Here is a 21998-nt window from a genome sequence, read left to right on the forward strand (position 1 = left end):
CCAGTGTCATGCCGGAGTGGCCACCTGCTCGCTTACCACCTGCGCCGCCGCCGACACGAGTGCCGTCACGGACGGGTTGGTGGAGTTGTCCTGGCGCCACGCGAACTGGGTGTACACCCGGAACGGCGGGACCCAGGGCAGTCGGCACAGCCTGCCGTCGGCGAGCTCCGCCGCGACCGTCACCTCGGGGACAAGCGAAATCCCCAGACCCGAGGCGACCGCCCGCTTGGCGGCGTCGATCGAGTCGAGCGCCAACACCGGCGACTTCGACTCCGCTTCATGCAAACCCAACGCCTGCTCGAACTGCTCGTAGTAACTGGCGCCGTTCTCGGCCCGGATGAGCGTGCTGCCGCGCAGCTCGTCCTCGGTGATCACCGAACGCCTGGTGAGGGCGTGGGTCGGGCCGGCGACCATGACCAGCGGCTCCGGGCACAGCACCGTCGTCTCCAACCCCTCGCGGGGCTCCACGGAGCCGATGAAGAAGGTGCAGTCCAGTCGCCCCTCACGCACCGAGGTCAGGTTCGCCTGGGTGTTGCGCGAGTGGAGCGAGATCTGGACGCTCGGGTACCGCCAGCACATGTACTCGATCAGTGGTAGCAGACGGTAGTCAGTCAGGCTCTGTGCGCTACCGATGACCAGCTTGCCGTGCGGCTCGCCGTTCATCGTGATGGCTTTTCTGGCCTTGTCGGTGAGAGTGATGATGTTCCGCGCGAACGGCAATAGCTCGACACCGGCAGAGGTCATCTGGATGCCGCGCGGAAGTCGGCGGAAAAGTGGCACCCCGAGGGTCTCTTCGAGTGCCTTGATCCGAGTGGTTATAGTGGGCTGCGAGCAATTCAGCGTAGCGGCTGCCTTGGTGAAACTGCCCGTTTGAACCACAGTTGTGAACGCCAAAAGCTGACGCGTCTCCATGGAGCTCCCCAACGGTGCGGATAAGTGGTCCACGAGAGGCCGGTGTTGGGCGGCATCGTGATCTCTTGTGCGTGGCGGCAGACGACCTGGCTGCGCTCCTGCGAGCGCGTGACCTGAGGTCGATCAACATCGCCGCTCTACCGTGAGGGGTGGTACCCGGTGGGCGTGCGGTGTGTCCGGAACCCCTCGGGCACCGAAGTGACGGCCGGCACCCGGTGGTGGTCCTGGGTTAGTGTTCGGCAGCGGCGGAATGGTTTTCATCGGGTCATCGGCACCTTGTCTGGTAGGTGGTTAAAGAGCTCGATGACATTGTCTCGCTCGTTCCTGTCGGTCCCGGTTGCCGGTTGCGTCCGCTGCTGGCCCCCCAGAACGTCCGGCAACGTGAATAATTCCTGGTCCAACATGCGGGTCGGGCGTCACGCTACCTGAAACCCACACTAATGGACTACGGCGAGTGGAGTCATCTCGACAAGTGAAAGTTTTCTGTCGAGCGCTACTCCAAACGGCCCTAATTCACCCCTTGGGTCGAACCTCCCCTCGAAGTCGGTTGCCGACCGTTAGTCGGCGTTACGGCATCCGTGTTACACGACTGTCGGACGGCTCCGCTCGGTGATGACGCACTCCACCGTGGTCGCGGCTCCCACTGCCACCCGAACGGCCTAACCGCACGGTGTGTCGATCGGCCGTTGGGCTGCAGTCCTGCGCCCGAACCGCCCCTGGCGAGACCGCGAATTGCGGTCGGCGGCCGGTGTTGACAGTGCGTCAACGCTTCCGGAGCAGCCTGAGGCAGGCCGGGGTCAAGCTCGGATCGACCCCGGATCGACCGCGGATCGACCGCGGATCGGGGGCGCGTCGGGAGCGGACCGAAGCCCGGATCGAGGTCTGGAACCAGGTCCGGAACGGTGCGGCAGGAGCAGGAGCGGGACGGCAGCGACAGGGTGCCGAAGCGGGGCCAGACGGCCCAGTCGTTGAGAACCGCTGTTGTGATTTGTGCCGCCCTCAGAGGGCGCGTCGCCGAGGCCGCCGAGAGGGTCACTGAACACGACCCCGAAGGGCAGCCCGAACGCCCGGAATTCCGCCGACATCACGAATTCCAGGATCGATCACACAAAGCGATTCCGGCGCACCGGTATTGCCGGAACAATGCCCCGACACCCCGCCCCGCCCTCCGGTTCACCCGCTTGCGACGCCCGGAGCCGGGGTGCTAGCGCCCCCGCACCGGCGGACCGCCTAGACTCAGGCGGAATCCCGGCGCGTCCAGACGCGTTCCCGGGGTGTTCCGCACGTCCTGCCCGTTACGAGGAGACCACGTTGAAGAGCACCGTCGAGCACCTGAGCCCGACGCGGGTCCGGATCAACGTCGAGGTGCCGTTCGACGAGCTCAAGTCGGACTTCGACCGCGCGTACCGCAAGCTGGCCAAGCAGGTCCGCATCCCCGGCTTCCGCCCCGGCAAGGCTCCCGCCCGCGTGTTGGAGAGCCGCATCGGCCGCGCGCCCGTGCTGGACGAGGTCGTCCAGGAGGCGATCCCGGCCAAGTACCTGGAGGCCGTCAACTCCGGTGAGCTGCGCACCCTGGGCCGCCCCGACTTCGAGGTGACCAAGATCGAGGACGGCGAGTCCCTGGCGTTCACCGCCGAGGTCGACGTCCGCCCCGAGATCACCGTCCCCGCCTTCGGCGAGCTGACCGTCAGCGTCGACGACCAGGAGGTCACCGACGAGGACGTGGACACCCAGCTCGACGAGCTGCGCGCCCGCTTCGCCACGCTGACCGGCGTCCAGCGCCCGGCCCAGAACGGCGACTTCGTCGTGGTCGACCTGTCGGCGACGGTGGACGGCGAGGAGGTCGAGGAGGCCAAGACCGCCGGCCTGTCCTACGAGATCGGCTCCGGCCAGCTCGTCGAGGGCATCGACGACGCCCTGATCGGCGCGTCCGAGGGCGAGTCCAAGAACTTCACCACCACCCTGGTGGCCGGTGACCACGCCGGCCGCGACGCCGACGTCACCGTGGTGCTGAACTCGGTCAAGGAGCGCCAGCTCCCCGAGCTGGACGACGAGTTCGCCCAGCTGGCCAGCGAGTTCGACACGCTGGAGGAGCTCAAGGCCGACCTGCGCACCCGCCTGGGCCGCGTGAAGAAGATGCAGCAGGGCGTCCAGGCCCGGGACAAGGTGCTGGAGGCGCTGCTGGCCAGCGTCGAGGTGCCGCTGCCCGAGGCCATCGTCCAGGGCGAGGTCGAGGCGCGGGCGCACGACGCCATCCACGCCCTCGACCACGACGAGGCGCGCTTCGCCGACTGGCTGGCCGAGCAGGGCCAGACCAAGGAGGAGTTCGACGCCGAGGTGCTGGAGGCCTCCCAGCAGGCGGTCAAGACGCAGCTCGTGCTCGACGCCATCGCCGACGCCGAGCAGCTGACCGTGTCCGACGCCGAGCTCACCGAGCGGATCATCTACCAGGCCCAGCGGTTCGGCATCAGCCCGGACGAGTACGTCAAGCGGGCGCAGCAGTCGGGCCAGTTGGGCGCCATCTTCGCCGACGTGCGCCGCGGCAAGGCGCTGGCCTCGGTCGTGCGCCAGGCCACCGTGACCGACTCGGCCGGCAACGCCCTCGACCTGGACGAGCTGTTCGGCGAGACGAAGTCCACTGAGGAACCCGCGAACGCGGAGTGAAGCCCTGAGCGAACGCGGGCGGTGTCGGGACGTCGACGCCGCCCGCCTTCGTTAAGGTCGTTTGTACGAGACTCTTTTCGGCACAGCTAGTCGGCAAAGTTAGGCAGGCAGACGTGACGCAGCACTCCTTCCCGACGCCCGAGATGCGCGCGGCCACGGGGATGAACCTCAACGACTCGGTCTACGAGCGCCTGCTCCGCGAGCGGATCATCGTGCTGGGTTCGCAGGTCGAAGAGGGCATCGCCAACCAGATCACCGCCCAGCTCCTCCTCCTGGCCGCAGAGGACCCGGAGAAGGACATCACGCTCTACATCAACTCGCCCGGCGGCTCGGTGACCGCGGGCATGGCGATCTTCGACACGATGCAGCTCATCGAGCCGGACGTGGCCACCTACGCGATGGGCCTGGCCGCCTCGATGGGGCAGTTCCTGCTCTCCGCGGGTACGCCCGGCAAGCGGCACGCGCTCCCGCACGCCCGCATCCTCATGCACCAGCCGTCGGCTGGGGTCGGCGGCACGGCGGCGGACATCGCGATCCAGGCGGACATGCTCACCAAGACCAAGCACGAGATGGCGGAGCTCATCGCGCAGCACACCGGCCAGCCGGTCGAGCGCATCATCGCCGATTCGGACCGCGACCGGTGGTTCACCGCCCAGGAAGCCTTGGAGTACGGCTTCGTGGACAAGGTGATCAGCCGCGCCAACCAGGCGACGACCAACTGACCGCGAGCAGAGCACCAGGAGACCTGAAGTGAGCCAGTTCCACGCGCCGCAGTCCCGGTACGTGCTCCCGTCGTTCGTCGAGCGCACGAGCTACGGCATCAAGGAGTCCAACCCGTACAACAAGCTGTTCGAGGAGCGCATCATCTTCCTCGGCGTGCAGGTGGACGACGCGTCGGCCAACGACGTGATGGCCCAGCTGCTCGTGCTGGAGTCGGAGGACCCCGACCGCGACATCCTGATGTACATCAACTCGCCGGGTGGCTCGTTCACCTCGTTGATGGCCATCTACGACACCATGCAGTTCGTCCGCCCGGACATCCAGACCTACTGCCTGGGTCAGGCGGCCTCGGCGGCGGCGGTCCTGCTGGCGGCGGGCACCCCGGGCAAGCGGCACGCGCTGCCCAACGCCCGGATCCTGATCCACCAGCCGGCCACCGAGGGCGTCTACGGGCAGGTCTCCGACCTGGAGATCCAGTCCAACGAGATCCAGCGGGTGCGCAGGCTGCTGGAGACCACGCTCGCGCGGCACACCAACCAGTCGCCCGAGCAGGTGCGCACGGACATCGAGCGCGACAAGATCCTCACCGCCGACGAGGCGAAGGAATACGGGCTCATCGACACCGTTCTGCCCTACCGGAAGCTCTCGTCGAAGTAGTCCCGGCGTGGCGCCCGACACGCCGAGCTGACCAGGGGTCCTGCTCAGTTCGGCGTGTCGGGGGCACGCTGGTCCTCCCGCACAGGCGGGTAGGACAGGTACCGTCGAGGGGAACGCGCGAACCCCGCATCCAGCGGGTACTCGCCACATCAGCAGTCAGGCGCACCTCACCAGGTCGTGCGCCGGAGGGGACAGAGGTCAGCGGTCATGGCACGTATCGGTGACGGCGGCGACCTGCTGAAGTGCTCTTTCTGCGGTAAGAGCCAGAAGCAGGTGAAAAAACTCATCGCCGGCCCGGGTGTCTACATCTGCGATGAGTGCATCGACCTCTGCAACGAGATCATCGAGGAAGAACTCGCGGAGGCCGGTGACGTCAAGCTCGACGAGCTGCCCAAGCCCGCCGAGATCCACGAGTTCCTCGACCAGTACGTGATCGGCCAGAACGAGGCCAAGCGCACGCTCTCGGTGGCGGTCTACAACCACTACAAGCGCATCCAGGCGGGTGACCGCGGGCGTGAGGGTCGCGACGACGGCGTTGAGCTCGCCAAGTCGAACATCCTCATGCTCGGGCCCACGGGGTGTGGCAAGACCTACCTGGCCCAGACCCTCGCGAAGATGCTGAACGTGCCGTTCGCCATCGCGGACGCCACGGCGCTGACCGAGGCGGGCTACGTGGGTGAGGACGTGGAGAACATCCTCCTCAAGCTCATCCAGGCGGCGGACTACGACGTCAAGCGCGCCGAGACCGGCATCATCTACATCGACGAGGTCGACAAGATCGCTCGGAAGAGTGAAAATCCGTCGATCACGCGGGACGTGTCCGGTGAAGGTGTGCAGCAGGCGCTGCTGAAAATACTGGAGGGGACGACGGCCTCGGTGCCCCCGCAGGGCGGCCGCAAGCACCCGCACCAGGAGTTCATCCAGATCGACACGACGAACGTGCTGTTCATCGTGGCGGGCGCGTTCGCGGGCCTGGACAAGATCATCCAGGACCGGGTGGGCAAGCGCGGGCTGGGCTTCGGCGCCGAGGTGCGGACCAAGGCCGAGGTCGACGCGGCGGACTACTACGCCGAGTCGATGCCCGAGGACCTGATCAAGTTCGGCCTGATCCCCGAGTTCATCGGCCGGTTGCCGATGGTCGCGAGCGTCACGAACCTGGACAAGGAATCACTCGTCCGGATTCTGACCGAGCCGAAGAACGCGCTGGTCAAGCAGTACCAGAAGCTGTTCGAGATGGACGGCGTCGAGCTGGAGTTCACCCGGACGGCGATGGAGGCGGTTGCCGACCAGGCGATCCTGCGCGGGACGGGTGCGCGCGGGCTGCGGGCGATCATGGAGGAAGTCCTGCTGCCGGTGATGTACGACATCCCCAGCCGCTCGGACGTCGCCAAGGTCGTCATCACGGAGCAGACCGTGAAGGAGAACGTGAACCCGACCATCGTGGCCCGGCAGCCCTCGCGCCGGGAACGTCGCGAGAAGTCGGCGTGAGTCGGGTTGGCTTGAGTTGTCCCTCCCGCACACGCTGATCCTGCACGGCCTGGGTGGTTCGGGGCCGGCGCACTGGCAGAACTGGCTGGCAGGTGAACTGGCCCACCACGGTGGGTCGGTGGACCTGCCCCAGTTCAGCTCTCCCGACTCGCCTCAGCTGTCGGTGTGGTTGGACGAGCTGCGGTCGCACCTTGCCGCCATGCCTGCGGACGGTTCAGTCGAACGGGTGGTTGTGGCGCACTCGTTGGCCGGGTTGCTGTGGCTGCACCACGCCGGTGGTTCGTTCGATCCGGTGTTGAGGGTGGACCGGGTGCTGCTGGTCGCGCCGCCCGCGCCGGATTTCGCCGGTGAGCCGTTGATCGCTTCGTTCTTGCACCCTGTGCTGGATCCGACGGCGGTGCGGCGGGCGGCGGTGTCGACTCGGCTGGTGGTGGGTGAGGGTGACCCGTACTGCGGGTTGACGCAGGCCAAGGAGTTGGCCGAGGCGCTGCGGATCGAGCTGGACGTCATCGTGGGTGGCGGGCACTTGAACGTGGACGCCGGTTATGGGCCGTGGAGCGCGGTGCTGAAGTGGGTCCGCAGTGCGCGGGTGCCGCTTACGCCGCGCTGACCACGATGCTGAACAGCGTGAACGTGGCCAGGAACGGGCCTGCGGCCAGGTCGGCCAGCCAGGCGTCGGCGGCTGGGCGGGTGATGCGGCCCGCTTGGACGGCGCGGTGGGTGTTGCGGGTGAGGCCGAGGAGTTCGTCGGCGGTGGTGAAATCCCGTAGTACCGGGGCTTCGGTGTCGACTGTCACCAGGCGGAGGCCGGCTTGTTCGGCGAGCCGGGGTAGTTGGCGGCCTACGACGGGGTTGCGCACGATGCGGTCGCACACGAATCGGTTGAACGCCAGGTTCGTGGCCACTGAGCCGGGGTCGATGGCGAGGGTTTCCCAGTCGGGTTGAGCCAGGGCTGCTTGCCCGTTGGGGCGTAGGACGCGGCGGAGTTCGGCCAGGACGCCGGTGGGGTTGGCGACCATGTGCAGGACCCGGTCCACGCGGGCGCGGTCGATGGTCCGGTCTTCGACGGGGAGCGCGTGGGCGTCGCCTTGGCGGACCTCTACGGGGAGGCCGGCGGTGCGTCGTTTCGCTTCTTCGACCATGGCGGGGTCCAGGTCTACGCCGATGACGGATGCGGCGCGTTCGGCCATGGCGGGGAGGTCCGTGCCGGGGCCGCAGCCGATGTCCAGGACGGTGTGGTCCGGGTGGAGGTCCAGAGCTTCGAGCAGGCGCTGCTTGTAGGCGCTGCCGGCTGCTGCGGCGTGGTCCAGGTAGGTGATCGGATCCGGTTGCGTGAGCATGCAGCCAGGCAACCACAGCGGTGTGGAGATGTTGTGGCGGAATTGTCGGGGGTGCGTGGTTGGGTGTGTGTCGGGGGTGCTTCGGGCGGGGGATTAGGTGGCCTCGTCGGTCGGCGGGGGCCCGTTGTGGGTGGTGGGGGATGGCTGGCTGACACGTTCACCGCGCTCGTGACCAGGTGAAACTGGGCAAGACTGGCATTCTGGATGCTTAGTTCGGGACGCGTTTGCCTAGGAAGCGGATGACGTCCGGGACGATTTTGCGGTAGAAGACGTCGTCGTGGCCGCCGGGGGTGATGGAGGCTACGGCTAGCTTGGTGTTGGCGATGAACTGGCGTGTTCCGACGATGAAGCGGTCTTTGTCGCCGGCCCAGACGCCGATGGGGGCGGTGCCGAGTTTGTCCAGGTTTTTCAGCGGATCTAGTGATGCCCACTGTTCGGGGCTGGTGAAGGCGTTCCGCTTGGACATCTCTGGCCAGTCGGTGATCAGGGCGGGGGCGACGGCGGCGATGGCTCTGGTCGGCTCACGTCTCTCGTGCCGGCGTCGCGCGTAGAGCAGTGCGCCGAAGCCGCCCATGGACACGCCGGTGCAGGCGAACGGTGCGCCGTAGCCGCGTTCGGCCAGCCACTGGGGCACTTCCTCCAGGAGCATCGCCATCGGGTCGTCGCCGGGCACGTTCTCGTGCCAGTAGTGGTCGTCGCCGTCCACCGCGACGAAACCGAACGGTGGGATCTGGCCGCGGTTCACGGCCGACACCAGGACCTCGGGGAGACCGCCGAAGGCAGCCAGGCGGGCGTTGCCGTAGCGGCCGTGCAGGAGGATCGACATGGGCAGGTTGCTCGTTGACACGCCCGGCGGGACCATCGTGAGGAGGTCGACGTCACGGGCCCGGTACTTCGAGTGCACGCGTTCTACCTGCACGATCGCCCGTTTGACCGCGGGCACGGGGCCGGCTACGCCCAGCGCGTGCCGCAGGGCCTCGCCGAACGGCGCGTTGCCGTTCAACGCCGCCGTGACGCCTGCGGTGGCGAGAGCGCTCCCGCCCAGTGCGGTGAGCACCGCACGTCTGCTGACCATGTCCCCTCCAGCGAATCCCCCGTAAGCCCATCGCGCGAGGTGGGCCGTGTGTTTCGTCAGATCGCCGACTGCGCCCGAAGGGCCGCGATCCGTTCCGCCGAGTAGCCGAGCCCGTGCAGCACTTGGTCGGTGTGCTCGCCGAGCGCGGGCACCGGGCCGGGCGTCCAGTCCCACGCGGTGGAGTCGACGGGTGGGCGGAGGACGGTGATGGCGCCGTCCGGCAGGGGCACGTGGGCCAAGCGGTCGCGGGCGGTGAGTTGGGGGTGGTCGGGTAGGTCGGCGACGCTGCGGGTGCGGGCGGCCGGGACGTCGGCCTGGTCCAGTGCCTCGATCAGATCGGCGGACGTCCAAGCGGTGAAGTCGAGTTCGGGGTGAAGGGCGGGGCGGTGGGCTACGCGGGAGCTGACGGTGCGGAAGCGTGGGTCGTCGGCCAGGTCGGGGCGGCCTAGGACGGTGCAGAGGCGGCGCCACTGCGGGTCGTTCTGGACGGCGAGGTGCACGGCGCCGTCGGCGCAGGGGAAGGGGCCGTAGGGCGCGATGCTCGGGTGGTGGGCACCGGTGCGTGGCGCGGCTTGGCCGGTGCCTGCCGCGTACAGCATGGGTTGGTGCATCCACTCGGTCATGGCCTCGAACAGAGACAGTTGGAGGGTGGCGCCCTCACCGGTGCGGGAGCGGTGGAGGAGGGCGGCCAGGACGGCGGACTGGAGTTGCACGCCCGCCGCGATGTCGGCGACGGAGATGCCGGCGCGTGCGGTGACGTCTCCCTCGCCGGTCAGTTCGACCAGGCCGGCTTCGGACTGCACCAGGGCGTCGAACGCCTTGCGGGACTCGTACGGGCCGGGCGAGCCGTAGCCGGACAGCTCGCCGATCACCAGATCGGGTTTCACCGTGCGGAGTGACGAAGCGTCCACACTCAATCGACGCGCGGCGGCGGGGGAAAGGTTGCACAGGACTACGTCGGCGGTCGCGACCAGGCGGTTCAGCACCTCGCGGGCGGCTGGGTGCTTGAGGTCGAGGGTGAGGGATTCCTTGCCGATGTTCGTCCAGGCGAAGTACGAGGACACCTCGCCGCACGCGGTGTCGTAGTGGCGGGCGAAGTCGCCGCCGTCGGGGCGTTCGACCTTGATCACGCGCGCGCCGAGGTCGGCTAGGAGGCGGGTGGCGTACGGGACGGCGACGGCTTGTTCGAGGCTGACTACGAGCACTCCGTCCAGTGGTTTCACGCGAGGCCGACTTTCGGCGGCCGAGCCGTCCGAGCGGAGCGGGGACCGTCAGACACTGACGATTCGTTCCTGGCCTGTGTAGACGTTCATGGAGTCGCCGCGCAGGAAGCCGACCAGGGTCACGCCTTGTTCCTCGGCCAGTTCGGCGGCCAGGGACGAGGGCGCGGACACGGCGGCAAGGACTGGGACACCGGCCATCGCGGCCTTCTGCACCAGTTCGAACGACGCCCGGCCGGAGACCATCAAGATAGTTCCGGTCAGTGGCACTCGGTTGTTCAGGACCGCCCAGCCGAGCACCTTGTCGACCGCGTTGTGCCGGCCGACGTCCTCGCGCACTACCAGGGCTTCACCTGATGTGGTGAACAGTCCGGCGGCGTGCAGGCCACCGGTCGTGGAGAACACCTTCTGGCGTTCACGCAGCGTGTCGGGCAGGCCGCAGAGCACGTCCACGTCGATTGTGGAGGCGTCGCCTGCGGGGGAGAAGCGGGTCTTCAGCTTCACCGCGTCCAACGCAGCCTTGCCGCACACGCCGCACGACGACGTCGTGTAGAAGTTCCGCTCCACCCCCGGCTCGGGCGGTGCTACGCCGTCGGCCAGGGTCAGGTCCAGCACGTTGTAGGTGTTCAGGCCGTCGGGGCCGGTGCCCTCGCAGAACCGCGCCACGGCGATGTCCTCAAGCCCGCCGATCACGCCCTCGCTCAGCAGGAACCCGTGTGCCAACTCCACGTCCTGGCCGGGTGTGCGCATCGTCACGGTCAGGGCCTTGCCGCCGACCCTGAGTTCCAACGGCTCCTCGGCGGCCAGCGCGTCGACCCTCGTTCGGGACGTTCGTCGCGAATAGGTGACCACTGGGCGACGCACGGTGACTCGCCCCATCGTGAAACTCCTTCTCCAGGCTAAGTTTTCCCGCAAGCCACTCACCAGGTTACGGAGGTATCGGGCAGTGGGTTTCCTGGACCGCTCTCGGACGATCGCCCCACCGGGCTGGAACCGCTGGTTGATCCCGCCCGCCGCGCTGTCGGTGCACCTGGCGATCGGCCAGGCCTACGCGTGGAGCGTGTTCAAACCGCCCCTAGAGAGCTCCCTGCACCTGACCGGGACGCAGAGCGCGCTGCCGTTCCAACTCGGCATCGTGATGCTCGGTCTGTCGGCGGCGTTCGGCGGCACGCTGGTCGAGCGCAACGGGCCGCGTTGGGCCATGTTCGTGTCCGCCACGTGCTTCTCGTCCGGGTTCCTGATCTCGGCGCTCGGTGCGTGGACCGAGCAGTACTGGCTGGTCGTGCTCGGTTACGGGTTCGTCGGCGGCATCGGGCTGGGCATCGGCTACATCTCGCCGGTGTCCACGCTGATCAAGTGGTTCCCGGACCGGCCGGGCATGGCGACCGGTATCGCGATCATGGGCTTCGGCGGCGGCGCGTTGATCGCCTCGCCGTGGTCGGCGCAGATGCTGGAGTCGTTCGGCCGGGACAGTGGCGGCATCGCGCAGACGTTCCTGGTGCACGGGATCGTGTACGCGGTGTTCATGTCCGTCGGGGTGTTCTTGGTACGGGTGCCCGCACAGGTGGAAGAGCAGAAGATCGTGCGGTCGGCGGTCAACGTCTCCGCGCGCAACGCCCTGCGCACGCCCCAGTTCTGGTGCCTGTGGGTGGTGCTGTGCTTCAACGTGACCGCGGGCATCGGCATCCTGGAGAAGGCGTCACCGATGATCCGGGACTTCTTCGCCGAGACGGCCACGCCGGTCGCCGCGGGTGCGGCCGCCGGGTTCGTGGCGCTGCTGTCGCTGGCGAACATGATCGGCCGGATCGTGTGGTCGTCCACATCGGACCTGGTGGGCCGCAAGAACGTCTACCGGCTGTACCTGGGTGCCGGCGCGTTGACGTACCTGGTCCTGGCGTTGTCGGGCAACGCGTCGACGCCGCTGTTCGTGGTGTGCGCGATGCTGATCCTGTCGTTCTACGGCGGCGGGTTCGCCACCATCCCGGCGTACCTGAAGGACCTGTTCGGCACCTACCAGGTCGGTGCGATCCACGGTCGGCTGCTGACCGCGTGGTCGTTGGCCGGTGTGCTCGGGCCGCTGATCGTCAACGCCATCGCCGACAGCCAGAAGGCGGCCGGGAAGACCGGGCCGGACCTGTACACGGCGTCGCTGTTCATCATGATCGCGCTGCTGGTCGTCGGGTTCGTGGCGAACGAACTCGTCCGGCCGGTCGCGGCCAAGTACCACGAGCCGGAGAAGGAGGAGGCGGTCCGATGAGTGGCCCGAGGCGTGGTCTGGTTGTGTTCGCGTGGCTGTGGGTGGGGCTGCCGTTGGCCTACGGGCTGGTCGAGCTGATCCGCAAGGTGACGGCGTTGTTCACCGGCTAGTGGCTCTGCTCAGCTCCTTGGCCTTTCAAGCCCCTTGTGGCGCGGTTGGCCTCATTGGGGTGCCGGCGATCTGGGTGATGAGGAAGTCGAGCCGTTCCTCCTGTCCGTCCGAGGGGATGCGGCCGCTGTCCGACAGGACCGCCATGCCGTGCAACGCGCTCCAGGTGACTTCGGCGAACAGTTCGCGTCGCTCGTTGTCCGGGCTGAAGCAGCTGACGAACTCGTCGAAACCGGCCCGCAGCGGGGGCGGTGTCTCGGCGCTCGCGAACTTCAGGTCGGTGGGCAGGATGAACATGGCCTGGTACAGGGCAGGTCGTTCGGTCGCGAACTCCAGGTAGGCGCGGCAGACGGCGCGCAGGGCCTCTCCGGGTTCGGGGGCGGCCTGCCGTGCGCGGCGCAGGTGGGCGGCGAGTTCGCTGAATCCGTCGAGGGCGACGGCGCTCACGATGGCGTCCTTGCCGTTGAAGTGGCTGTACAGCACCGGCTGGCTGTACTCGACGCGTTCAGCCAGCCGCCGTGTCGTCACTGCTTCCCAGCCTTCGGTCTCCGCGAGTTCGCGCGCGGCCGTGATGATCAGCTGATGGCGGTGGGCGCGTTCACGTTCGCGGCGCTCGCTGATGGCGGACATGACGGCATCATAGCAACGCTAGACATCCTGTCGCGGGCAAAGTAGCGTAGCTATCGCTACTAGCGCCGCTAGGTGATGGGCGCTGTCATCCGGGGGAAGGAACCCATGCTCACCAACGTCGCCTACGTGCTCGCCGGACTGATCGGCGTAGGCATCATCTTCATCGGTGCGCGCGCCTTCTGGGCGCCGCAGGCCGCAGTCGGCTTTGGCATCCCCGACACGCCGACCGAGGACCGCAACTTCCAGGCCTGGCTGTCCGTCAAGGCCGTGCGCGACATAGCCTCGGGGGTCTTCGTCTTCATCCTGATGGTCGCGGCGACACCCCAGGTGCTGGGCTGGTTCATGCTGGCCGCCACCGGCATACCCGTCGGCGACGCGCTGATCGTGTTGCGCAGCAACGGTCCCAAGGCGGCCGTTTACGGCATCCACGGGGCCACCGCCGTGGTGATGCTGGCGATCAGCGTGCTCCTGCTCGTCGCGTAACCGCCGGGCCACTAGAGTCGGCCGGTGGATACCTACGACGTGGTGGTGGTCGGCGGCGGGCACAACGCGCTGGTGGCGGCGGCTTATCTGGCGCGGGCCGGTCGCACGGTGCTGGTGCTGGAGAAGCTCGACCACGTCGGCGGCGCGGCGGTGAGCTCGGAGGCGTTCGCGGGCGTGGAGGCGCGGCTGTCGCGGTACTCGTACCTGGTCAGCCTGCTGCCGGATCGGATTGTCGCGGATCTCGGGCTGCGGGTGGCGTTGCGGTCGCGTGCGGCCTCGTCGTACACGCCGGCCGGGGACCTGTTGGTGGAGCGCGATCCGGGTGAGGCGACGGCGGCGTCGTTCCGGGCGTTGACCGGGTCGGACGCCGAGTGGGAGCGGTGGCGGCGTTGGTACGACGACTTGGAGGTCATGGCGCGGGCGTTGGCGCCGACCATGCTGGAACCCTTGCTGTCACGGGAGCACGCGCGGTTGCGGGTGGATTCGGTGGCGCGGGTGCGGTTGTGGGACCAGGTCTTCGAGCGGCCGTTGGGTGAGGCGTTGGAGGAGTTGTTCTCGCATGATGTGGTGCGGGGGGTTGTGGCTACGGATGCGTTGATCGGCACGCATACGTCGTTGCACGACCTGAAGGCGAATCGGTGCTTCCTGTACCACGTGATCGGCAACGGCACGGGGGAGTGGCAGGTGCCGGTGGGTGGGATGGGCGCGGTGACCGGGGAACTGGTGCGGGTGGCGCGTGCGGCGGGGGCGGAGATCGTGACCGGCGCCGAGGTGACCCGGGTGGATGCCGACGGGGTCACGGGCGAGGTGGAGTACGACGGGCGGACGGTGGGCGCGAAGTTCGTGCTGTCCGGGGTGGCACCGTCCACTTTGGAGCGTTTGCGGGGTCTTGTTGGCGCGCCGGTGGCCGAGGGCTGCCAGGTGAAGGTGAACATGCTGTTGGAACGGCTGCCGCGGTTCCGGAGTGGGGTGGACGCTCGGGTGGCGTTCGCGGGCACTTTGCACCTGGACGAGTCGTACGAGCAGTTGGAGACGGCGTACCGGGAGAGCGCGGCGGGGCTGGTGCCGTCGGTGCTGCCGGCGGAGATGTACTGCCACACGTTGACCGACCCGTCGATCCTCGCGCCGGAGTTGGTCTCGCGGGGGTGGCACACGTTGACGTTGTTCGGGCTGCACACGCCGGCGGCGTTGTTCGAGCGGGACAACGTGAGGCTGCGTGAGGAGTTGGTGGGGCGGTACCTGGCGGCGTTGAACGCGCACCTGGAGGAGCCGATCGAGGCGTGCCTGGCGACGGACGCCAACGGTGAGCCGTGCCTGGAGGCGCGTACGCCGCTCGACCTGGAGGCGGAGCTGGGGTTGCCGCGCGGCAACATCTTCCACGACGAACTCGCGTGGCCGTTCGCGGAGCGTGAGGACGAGGTCGGCCGGTGGGGCGTGGAGACCGACGTGGCGAACCTGTTCGTGTGCGGTGCGGGCGCTCGGCGTGGCGGCGGGGTCAGCGGCATCGGTGGCCACAACGCCGCGATGGCCGTCCTGGAGCGCTGAGCCGCCCCGCCCCAAGATCACCCCGCTGCCCCGAACGCCCACCTCGCGCGTCCTGAACGTTCAACTCACCCGTTCCGAACGTTGGACACGCGCGTTCCGAACGTTGGACACGCGCGTTCTGAGCGTTGGACACGCGCGTTCTGAGCGTTGGACACGCGCGTGAGTCGTACGTTCGTGTCGCGAGAGTCGAACGCTCGGGTACCCCGAGTTCAACGTTCAGGTCGGGGCACGGGTGTTCTGAGTGTTGAACTCATGGGGTTTGGGGGTTCGACTCTCGGGGGTGGGGGTTCGACTTTTGGGGTGAGGTGTGGGGGGTTAGAGGCGGGTGAAGAGGGTGGTGATCAGTTGCTGGGCCTGGTCGGCGTGGGCGCCGGAGGTGACGGTGATCTCCACGGTGCCGGCGCGGGCTACTACGGCGGTCTGGATTACTTCGCCGGTGACGGCGGTGGCGCGGTAGGCCTCGTCGTGGAAGTCGGGCAGGTCGGCGATCTGGGCGTGGTCTTTGCGGCCCTCGGCGAAGGACGCGGCGTCGGCGCCGGTCTCGAAGCGGACTTCGGTCATGCCGCCGTCGTACGAGCAACGTACGACGTTGTCGGTGATCGTTTGGCGCGGGTGGTTGAGGCGTAGTTGCAGCACTGCGCCGACCACGTCTTCCGGTGCGTCCTCGCAGTTCACGCCCGCCGACTCGGTGGGAGTTGACGGTGGGGTGGACTCCGTGGTCGGGGAGGGTGGCGGCGCGCTTGTGCACGCGCCCAGCGCCAGCAGCGCCACGGCGATGAGCACGGTCCTGATCACGTCGAACTCCCTGCGGGTCGGTTGCCCGTAGGTTCGCCCGAATGGCCGCAGACGTTACCGGGACAGCATATCAAGGGTTCTCGCTAAAGAAGTGTTGCTAAAGAAGTGTTGATATAGGTACCGTGGTGGCATGGCCGACGACGAAGAGCTGATCCGGGATCCCAAGACGCTCCGCGCCCTCGCGCATCCGCTCCGGTGGAAGCTCATCGACGTGCTGGTCAACTACGGCCCGAGCACCGCGACCCGGTGTGCCGAGCTGCTGGGCGAGAGCGTCGCCAGTTGCTCGTACCACCTGAACATGCTGGCGCAGTACGGGTTCGTGGCCGAGGTGCCGGGCAAGGGCAGGCAGAAGCCGTGGCGGATGGTGCGCAAGACGCAGAGCTGGTCGTCCATCGGGATGGACGACGAGACCGCCTTGGCCGCGGAGGCTGCGGGTGACGCGTTCCTGGAGAAGGAGTTCTCCTCGATCCGCGAGCGCTTCCGCGGCAAGGACCACGAACCGCTGGAGTGGCGTCAGGAGATGGGGACCTATGCCACGACGGAGTTCCTCACCGCCGAGGAGGCCTCCGACGTGCACGCCAAGATCGCGGAGATCTTCAAGCCCTACGCCGACCGTATCGAGAACGTCGAGAAACGCCCGGAGGACGCGCGCCCGGTGCGCTTCTTCCTGGCCACCACCGTGGCACCGCGCCGCGACTGAACTTGGGGGGAACCAATGCCGCACGACGACCTGCTCGCCATAGCGATGCAGCGCATGCACGACGACCAACGCCTAGCCGAACGTCACCGGCTGGCCGGGGCCAAGCGTTTGCGGTCTCTGTCCGGCCGGGTCAGGCTCGACTGGCGGGTGGTGCGGGAACACCGCGTGCTGGTGGCCAGCGTCGGGTTCTCATGGCGACGAGTACCAGGCTGACGATCGCGCCCTGCAACGCCAGCGCCATGTCCTTGTGCGCGTCCCACACATCGCCCTGCTGGCCGTTGTAAGCCTCGGTCAGGTCCGGGGCCAGCGCCACCGCGATGCCCCACTCGAACAACTCGTAGACCGCGCTGGTCGACACGACCAGTTCCAGCGTCCGCAGCCACCCGAGCCGTCCCACCACGATCCCGGCCAGGCACAGCCCGTACGCGAAGTGCACGAGTCGGTCGAAGTGGTTGCGCCGCCAGGAGAACACCTCCGACAGCCGGAACCCGAACACCGCGTCCGTCCACGCGTCGTACGGCACCGCCGAGTACAGCCAGCGGGCGGCGATCGTGTGCAGGGACAGGAACAGCAGCACCAGCAGCCAGGAGCCCAGGGGGAGGGGGTGGCGGCGCTGCACCCACGCCAACGCGACCAGTGCCAACGCGGTCAGCGAGGTGTGCAGCGCCTGCTCACCCGGCCACAGCGGCTGCCACCAGGTGGCCGCTAACAGGATCGAGAACGCGCCGAGCGACCACCAGTGCCCCCTAGTCATGCGGCGGACGCTACCCGGATCAGGCCTCGATCTTCTCCAACCGCACCACGATCGACTTCGACGTCGGCGTGCCGGACACGGTGGCCGTGGAGTCCAACGGCACCAACGGGTTCGCCTCGGGGAAGTACGCCGCCGCACAGCCCTGCGCGGTCGGGTACGACACCACGCGGAACCGCTCGGCACGCCGTTCGGTCACACCCGTCGGGTCGTCCGGCCACTCGCTGACCAGGTCCACGTACTGCCCGTCGAGCAGGTCGAGCACGTCGAGGTCGGCCGGGCTGACGAACACCACCCGCCGGCCGTCCTTCACGCCCCGGTAACGGTCGTCCAGGCCGTAGATCGTGGTGTTGTACTGGTCGTGGCTGCGCATGGTCTGCAACAGCAGCCGCCCCGGCGGCACCCGCAGCACGGTCAACTCGTTGGCCGAGAAGTGCGCCTTGCCGGTGCGGGTGCCGGTGAACTCGCGGGCGTCGCGCGGCGCGTGCGGCAGCACGAAACCGTCCGGCCGGCGCACCCGCACGTTGTAGTCGTCGCACCCCGGCACGACCCGCGCGATCCGGTCCCGGATCAGGTCGTAGTCCTTCTCGAACTCCTCCCACGGCACCGGGTGCTCCGGCCCGAGCACGGCCCGTGCCAGCCGGCACACGATCGACACCTCGGACAGCAGCCGGTCACTCGCGGGCGCCAGCCGTCCCCGTGACCGGTGCACCACCGACATCGAGTCCTCGACGGTGACGAACTGCTCGCCGCTGTGCTGGAGGTCGCTCTCCGTGCGGCCCAACGTCGGCAGGATCAACGCCGTGCGGCCGTGCACCACGTGTGACCGGTTGAGCTTGGTCGAGACGTGCACGGTCAGGTCGAGCTTCCGCATCGCCGCCTCGGTGACCGGCGTGTCCGGCGTGGCCGCGACGAAGTTCCCGCCGACCGCGAAGAACACCTTGGCCGCGCCGTCGCGCATGGCCCGGATCGACGCCACCGTGTCGAACCCGTGCTTGCGCGGCACCGGGATGCCGAACTCGGTCTCCAGCGCGGCCAGGAACTTCTCCGGCATCTTCTCCCAGATGCCCATGGTCCGGTCGCCTTGCACGTTCGAGTGGCCGCGCACCGGGCACAGGCCCGCGCCCGGCTTGCCGATCATGCCGCGCAGCAGCGCGACGTTCGCGATCTCGCGGATCGTGGGCACGGAGTGCTTGTGCTGGGTCAAGCCCATGGCCCAGCAGAAGATGGTGCGCTGCGAGTCGGCCAGCATCCGGGCCAGCAGTTCGACCTGGGCGCGCGGCAGGCCGGTCGCCGTGTCGACCGAGTCCCAGTCCAGCTTGCGCACGTGGTCGGCGTACTCGGCGAACCCGTCGGTGAAGTTCCGCACGAACTCGTCGTCCACCGCGTCCCACGACAGCAGCAGGTTGCCGACGGCCTGGAACAGCGCCTGGTCGCCGCCCAGCTTGATCTGGAGGAACTCGTCGGCCAGCTGCGTGCCCGCGCCGATGAGCCCGCGCACGTTCTGCGGGTTCTTGAACCGCAGCAACCCGGCCTCCGGCAACGGGTTCACCGCCACGATCTTCGCGCCCGCGCGCTTGGCCTCCTCCAACGCCGACAGCATCCGCGGGTGGTTCGTGCCCGGGTTTTGGCCCACCACCACGATCAGGTCGGCACGGTTGAAGTCGTCGATGCTGACCGAGCCCTTGCCGATGCCGGTCGTCTCCGACAGCGCCGCGCCGGACGACTCGTGGCACATGTTCGAGCAGTCCGGCAGGTTGTTCGTGCCGAACGAGCGGACCAGGAGCTGGTAGAGGAACGCGGCCTCGTTGCTGGTGCGGCCCGAGGTGTAGAACACGGCCTCGTCCGGGCTCGCCAGCCCGTCCAGGTGCGAGGCGATCAACGAGAACGCGTCGTGCCACTCGATCGGCTCGTAGTGCGTGGCACCCTCGCGCAGCACCATCGGCTCGGTGATCCGGCCCTGCTGACCCAGCCAGTAGTCGGTCTTCCCGGCGAGGTCGGCGATCGGGTGCGCGGCGAAGAAATCCGGACCGACCCGGCGCCGGGTCGCCTCCTCGGCCACCGCCTTGGCGCCGTTCTCGCAGAACTCGGCCAGCTTGCGGTGCCCCTGCGGCTCCGGCCACGCGCAGCCGGGGCAGTCGAAGCCCTCACGCTGGTTGAGCAGCCGCAACGTGGTCGCGGTCCGGGTGATGCCCATCTGCTCGACACCGCGCTTGAGCGACACCGCGACACCGGGGATGCCCGCCGCCCACTGCTTCGGTTCGCTCACGTCGAGTCGCGACTCGTCGATGTCCTGCTGAGGAGGCTTGCGGTCCATACGTCATATTGTGCCGCCGGCGCGCCCCGCGCGAGCACGCCGGCGGTCTGTCCGATCGCCGGTCGCGGTCAGGTCGACGCGGGACCGCTGTCACGGGCCCCAAGGGGTTGCGAACGGCCCGTGTATCCGGCGTCCTCACCTTCGACGAGCCGGTGATCAAAGTTAATTGTGAGCGGCGCCACTATTCGGCGAATCGGCCGAATGGGTGGCCTCACGCGCAGTCACCTATGGCCGCCATTGACCAGGGGTCCCCCCGGCAAGGGGAACCCTTGTTTTGATCCTGCCGGCCAGGGCCGACAGTCCGGAAGCGTCACTCCCCGTCCTGTGGACAACCGGACGACCTGTGGACAACCGAGCGGATCGACGTGGGCCGCAAGGCAACGGCAGGCAACGGAAGGCAACACAAGGCAACGGAAGGGGGTCAGTCGGGGCAGCCGTCGGCGGGTGACGAGGGCGCGCCGAGGTCGAAGTCCAGGCCCGGCGGCAGGGACGGTTCGGTGAACGCGGGCGCGAGGTAGCCGCGTTTGGCGGCCGAACACGCGATCGAGTGCAGCGAACCCGCCGACGCGTCCGCCCACAGGCCCGTCACGCCGGGGTCGCCGGTGCGGATGGCGTACCGCACCTGGAACCGCGACAACGCCACCACGTCCATCGGCCCCCGCACCGCCTCCGGCCGGTCGGGCGTGAACGCGTAGGCGAACGTGTAGTCCGTCCGCACCACCAGCTCACCGCCCGGCCCGGCCTCGGCGGCCATCTCGCCGCGCACCTTCGGCTCCACCTCCGCCAGCCGCGAACCCTCGGCCACCCGCGTCACCACCAGCGCCGCCTCACCGTCGTTGCGGCCGTCGAACAGCACCCGCAGCGAATCCCGCAGGTCCGGCGCGAACAGCCCGAAGAACGGCTCCAGGTCGTGCTCCTGCACCACCCGCCGGTCGAGCCGGGCCGCGACCACCGCCTCCCGCACCCGCTGGTACGCCGCCTCGACCTGGTCAGCGGGGAACGTGCCCACCTGCCGCGCCTCCGGCACCACCACCCCGGCCGCGCCGTCCGCCCACGGCGCCGCCGTCGTGCCCGCGAACGGCTCGTCCAGGTCCACCGCGCGTTGTCCCGCCGGCGAACCCGAGTTCGTCTCGAACACCGCCCACGCCAGCAGCGCCGCCGCCACCACGATCGCCAGCCCGACCCAGAACCTCCGCCGCGGCCGCCTCGGCAACGACCGCAGCCGCCGCGCCCGCGCCTCGCGCTCGGCCCGCCGCACGGCGTCCCGCGCCCACCCGGCGTCCTGGAGGTCGGGGTGGTCCTCGATCCGGTACTCGTCCACGTTCCCCCCACTCGAAAGCTCTACCGAAGGCGTTATCAGCTCTTCGCCGAGAAGTCGATAGGGGACGTCAGCGCAGGCACGGGATGCCGTACGGCGCGCTGACCGCCGGCGCGACCCGACTCCGGTCGGAATCCCCGCACGAACCCCCGACGTAGTGGCTGTTCGCCTCACCCAGGAACACGGCGTCACCTCGCACGACGTAGTCCGCCTGGTGGGTCGCCTTCGCCACGACGTCCGCCGGGCCGCGCAGCTCCAGATCGGTGTCGAACGCGTAGGCGAACGTGAAGAAGGTGCGCACCACCACCTCGCCCGGCACGTTCGCCGAGACCGACATCGATCCCGACACCTTCGGCGCCACGTCCAGCAGCCGCTCGCCGTCCGCGACCCGCGTCGCCACCGACCCGCCGTCCGTCGACGCCAGCCGTCCCCGCAGCTCCTCGCGCTGCTCGGGCGCGAACAGCGCCAGCACCGGCTCCACGTCGCCGGCCAGCACCCGCGGGTCGAGCCGTGCCGCCACGACGACCTGCCGCACCCGCTCCAACGCCGCCACCTGCTGCTCCGCCGGCACCACTCCCGCCTGCCACTCCTCCACCTCGGGCACCACCACACCGGCCGCGCCGTCCGCCCAGCCGTCTTCCGTCGTCCCGGCGAACGGCGTCTGCCGGTTCAGCGGCACGCCGTCGACCACCAGGCCCGGCGGCAACCCGAACACGGACGCGGGCGCCGTCACCCGTGGCGCCGGGTTGTCCGGGAGAAGGAGGACCTCGTCGAACCTCCCCGTGCGCCACAGCGCGAACACCGGCGCCATGACCACCAGCAGCACCAGCGCACCCAGCACCTTGCCGTTGCGCTCGAACCACAGCTCCACGCGCGTCCGCAACGAGTTCTCGTCGTTCGGGCCCAGGCGGTCCTCCCACGTGTCGTCGCCCGGCCCCAGGCGCTCGTCAGACGTGTCCGTCCCCATGCTTCCCCCACCGCTGATCACGTTCGAAGGCAGCAGCATCACACGTGCGAG

General features: G+C 68.6%; 21 protein-coding genes. 10 read left to right on the forward strand and 11 right to left on the reverse strand.

Annotated features, from left to right (window positions below):
* Positions 1-6: 6 nt before the first annotated feature.
* Positions 7-912 carry a LysR family transcriptional regulator gene (locus tag ALI22I_RS28245; protein ID WP_077008563.1) on the reverse strand — a complete coding sequence of 302 codons (906 nt, stop codon included), beginning with the start codon at positions 910-912 and terminating at the stop codon, positions 7-9.
* A 1311-nt stretch (positions 913-2223) separates the two neighbouring features.
* Between ALI22I_RS28245 and tig the strand changes: the two genes are divergently transcribed.
* From tig to ALI22I_RS28270, 5 genes are all read left to right on the forward strand, one after another.
* Entirely contained in the window at positions 2224-3576 is a 1353-nt protein-coding gene (tig, locus tag ALI22I_RS28250; RefSeq protein ID WP_077008564.1) for a trigger factor, read from the forward strand.
* Positions 3577-3689: 113 nt separating this feature from the next.
* Positions 3690-4298: an ATP-dependent Clp protease proteolytic subunit gene (locus ALI22I_RS28255; RefSeq protein ID WP_077008565.1), complete on the forward strand. Its 609-nt coding sequence runs from the start codon at positions 3690-3692 to the stop codon at positions 4296-4298.
* A 28-nt stretch (positions 4299-4326) separates the two neighbouring features.
* On the forward strand, positions 4327-4953 hold the full coding sequence (locus tag ALI22I_RS28260) for an ATP-dependent Clp protease proteolytic subunit (RefSeq protein WP_077008566.1): 627 nt from the start codon (positions 4327-4329) through the stop codon (positions 4951-4953).
* Between the two features lie 207 nt (positions 4954-5160).
* Positions 5161-6441: an ATP-dependent Clp protease ATP-binding subunit ClpX gene (gene clpX / locus ALI22I_RS28265; RefSeq protein WP_077008567.1), complete on the forward strand. Its 1281-nt coding sequence runs from the start codon at positions 5161-5163 to the stop codon at positions 6439-6441.
* Positions 6442-6457: 16 nt separating this feature from the next.
* Positions 6458-7051, forward strand: coding sequence for an RBBP9/YdeN family alpha/beta hydrolase (locus tag ALI22I_RS28270; protein WP_077008568.1), 594 nt, complete (start codon positions 6458-6460; stop codon positions 7049-7051).
* Here ALI22I_RS28270 and ALI22I_RS28275 read toward each other — a convergent pair.
* The 4 genes from ALI22I_RS28275 to fdhD form a co-directional block, all read right to left on the reverse strand.
* On the reverse strand, positions 7038-7781 hold the full coding sequence (locus ALI22I_RS28275) for a methyltransferase domain-containing protein (protein WP_077008569.1): 744 nt from the start codon (positions 7779-7781) through the stop codon (positions 7038-7040). The two genes, ALI22I_RS28270 and ALI22I_RS28275, sit on opposite strands and share 14 nt — an antisense overlap.
* Before the next feature lie 208 nt (positions 7782-7989).
* On the reverse strand, positions 7990-8856 hold the full coding sequence (locus ALI22I_RS28280; RefSeq protein WP_077008570.1) for an alpha/beta hydrolase: 867 nt from the start codon (positions 8854-8856) through the stop codon (positions 7990-7992).
* 56 nt (positions 8857-8912) lie between these two features.
* On the reverse strand, positions 8913-10079 hold the full coding sequence (locus tag ALI22I_RS28285; protein WP_077008571.1) for a CaiB/BaiF CoA transferase family protein: 1167 nt from the start codon (positions 10077-10079) through the stop codon (positions 8913-8915).
* Positions 10080-10127: 48 nt separating this feature from the next.
* Positions 10128-10955, reverse strand: coding sequence for a formate dehydrogenase accessory sulfurtransferase FdhD (fdhD, locus tag ALI22I_RS28290; protein WP_077008572.1), 828 nt, complete (start codon positions 10953-10955; stop codon positions 10128-10130).
* Between the two features lie 67 nt (positions 10956-11022).
* Here fdhD and ALI22I_RS28295 point away from each other — a divergent pair, with 67 nt between their 5' ends.
* Positions 11023-12333, forward strand: coding sequence for an OFA family MFS transporter (locus tag ALI22I_RS28295; protein WP_077008573.1), 1311 nt, complete (start codon positions 11023-11025; stop codon positions 12331-12333).
* Positions 12330-12443: an MFS transporter small subunit gene (locus tag ALI22I_RS55685; protein WP_443216971.1), complete on the forward strand. Its 114-nt coding sequence runs from the start codon at positions 12330-12332 to the stop codon at positions 12441-12443. Before ALI22I_RS28295 ends, ALI22I_RS55685 begins: the two co-directional genes overlap by 4 nt.
* A 25-nt stretch (positions 12444-12468) precedes the next feature.
* On the opposite strand, the gene ALI22I_RS28300 is transcribed toward ALI22I_RS55685, so the two are convergent.
* Positions 12469-13071, reverse strand: a complete 603-nt coding sequence (locus ALI22I_RS28300; protein WP_077008574.1) for a TetR/AcrR family transcriptional regulator — start codon at positions 13069-13071, stop codon at positions 12469-12471.
* A gap of 105 nt (positions 13072-13176) precedes the next feature.
* Here ALI22I_RS28300 and ALI22I_RS28305 point away from each other — a divergent pair, with 105 nt between their 5' ends.
* Together ALI22I_RS28305 and ALI22I_RS28310 are read left to right on the forward strand one after the other, a co-directional pair.
* The gene (locus ALI22I_RS28305; RefSeq protein ID WP_077008575.1) at positions 13177-13554 is read left to right on the forward strand and encodes a DUF4267 domain-containing protein; all 378 of its coding nucleotides are present in this window, start codon (positions 13177-13179) and stop codon (positions 13552-13554) included.
* 24 nt (positions 13555-13578) lie between these two features.
* On the forward strand, positions 13579-15099 hold the full coding sequence (locus tag ALI22I_RS28310; protein ID WP_077008576.1) for a phytoene desaturase family protein: 1521 nt from the start codon (positions 13579-13581) through the stop codon (positions 15097-15099).
* Between the two features lie 315 nt (positions 15100-15414).
* Here the strand turns inward: ALI22I_RS28310 and ALI22I_RS28315 are convergent, their stop codons facing one another.
* The gene (locus ALI22I_RS28315) at positions 15415-15894 is read right to left on the reverse strand and encodes a hypothetical protein (protein WP_077008577.1); all 480 of its coding nucleotides are present in this window, start codon (positions 15892-15894) and stop codon (positions 15415-15417) included.
* Between the two features lie 130 nt (positions 15895-16024).
* Between ALI22I_RS28315 and ALI22I_RS28320 the strand changes: the two genes are divergently transcribed.
* Positions 16025-16594 carry an ArsR/SmtB family transcription factor gene (locus tag ALI22I_RS28320; RefSeq protein WP_077008578.1) on the forward strand — a complete coding sequence of 190 codons (570 nt, stop codon included), beginning with the start codon at positions 16025-16027 and terminating at the stop codon, positions 16592-16594.
* Between the two features lie 130 nt (positions 16595-16724).
* Here the strand turns inward: ALI22I_RS28320 and ALI22I_RS28325 are convergent, their stop codons facing one another.
* The 4 genes from ALI22I_RS28325 to ALI22I_RS28340 all read right to left on the reverse strand — a co-directional run bounded on the left by ALI22I_RS28325 (position 16725) and on the right by ALI22I_RS28340 (position 21947).
* Positions 16725-17348 carry a DUF2238 domain-containing protein gene (locus ALI22I_RS28325; RefSeq protein WP_077008579.1) on the reverse strand — a complete coding sequence of 208 codons (624 nt, stop codon included), beginning with the start codon at positions 17346-17348 and terminating at the stop codon, positions 16725-16727.
* 19 nt (positions 17349-17367) lie between these two features.
* Positions 17368-19662, reverse strand: a complete 2295-nt coding sequence (locus ALI22I_RS28330) for an FdhF/YdeP family oxidoreductase (protein ID WP_077008580.1) — start codon at positions 19660-19662, stop codon at positions 17368-17370.
* Between the two features lie 421 nt (positions 19663-20083).
* Positions 20084-20983 carry a hypothetical protein gene (locus ALI22I_RS28335; protein ID WP_077008581.1) on the reverse strand — a complete coding sequence of 300 codons (900 nt, stop codon included), beginning with the start codon at positions 20981-20983 and terminating at the stop codon, positions 20084-20086.
* A 67-nt stretch (positions 20984-21050) separates the two neighbouring features.
* On the reverse strand, positions 21051-21947 hold the full coding sequence (locus ALI22I_RS28340) for a hypothetical protein (protein ID WP_143532467.1): 897 nt from the start codon (positions 21945-21947) through the stop codon (positions 21051-21053).
* Between the last annotated feature and the right edge of the window lie 51 nt (positions 21948-21998).

This window comes from Saccharothrix sp. ALI-22-I (assembly GCF_001984175.1).
Taxonomy (GTDB): Bacteria; Actinomycetota; Actinomycetes; order Mycobacteriales; family Pseudonocardiaceae; genus Actinosynnema.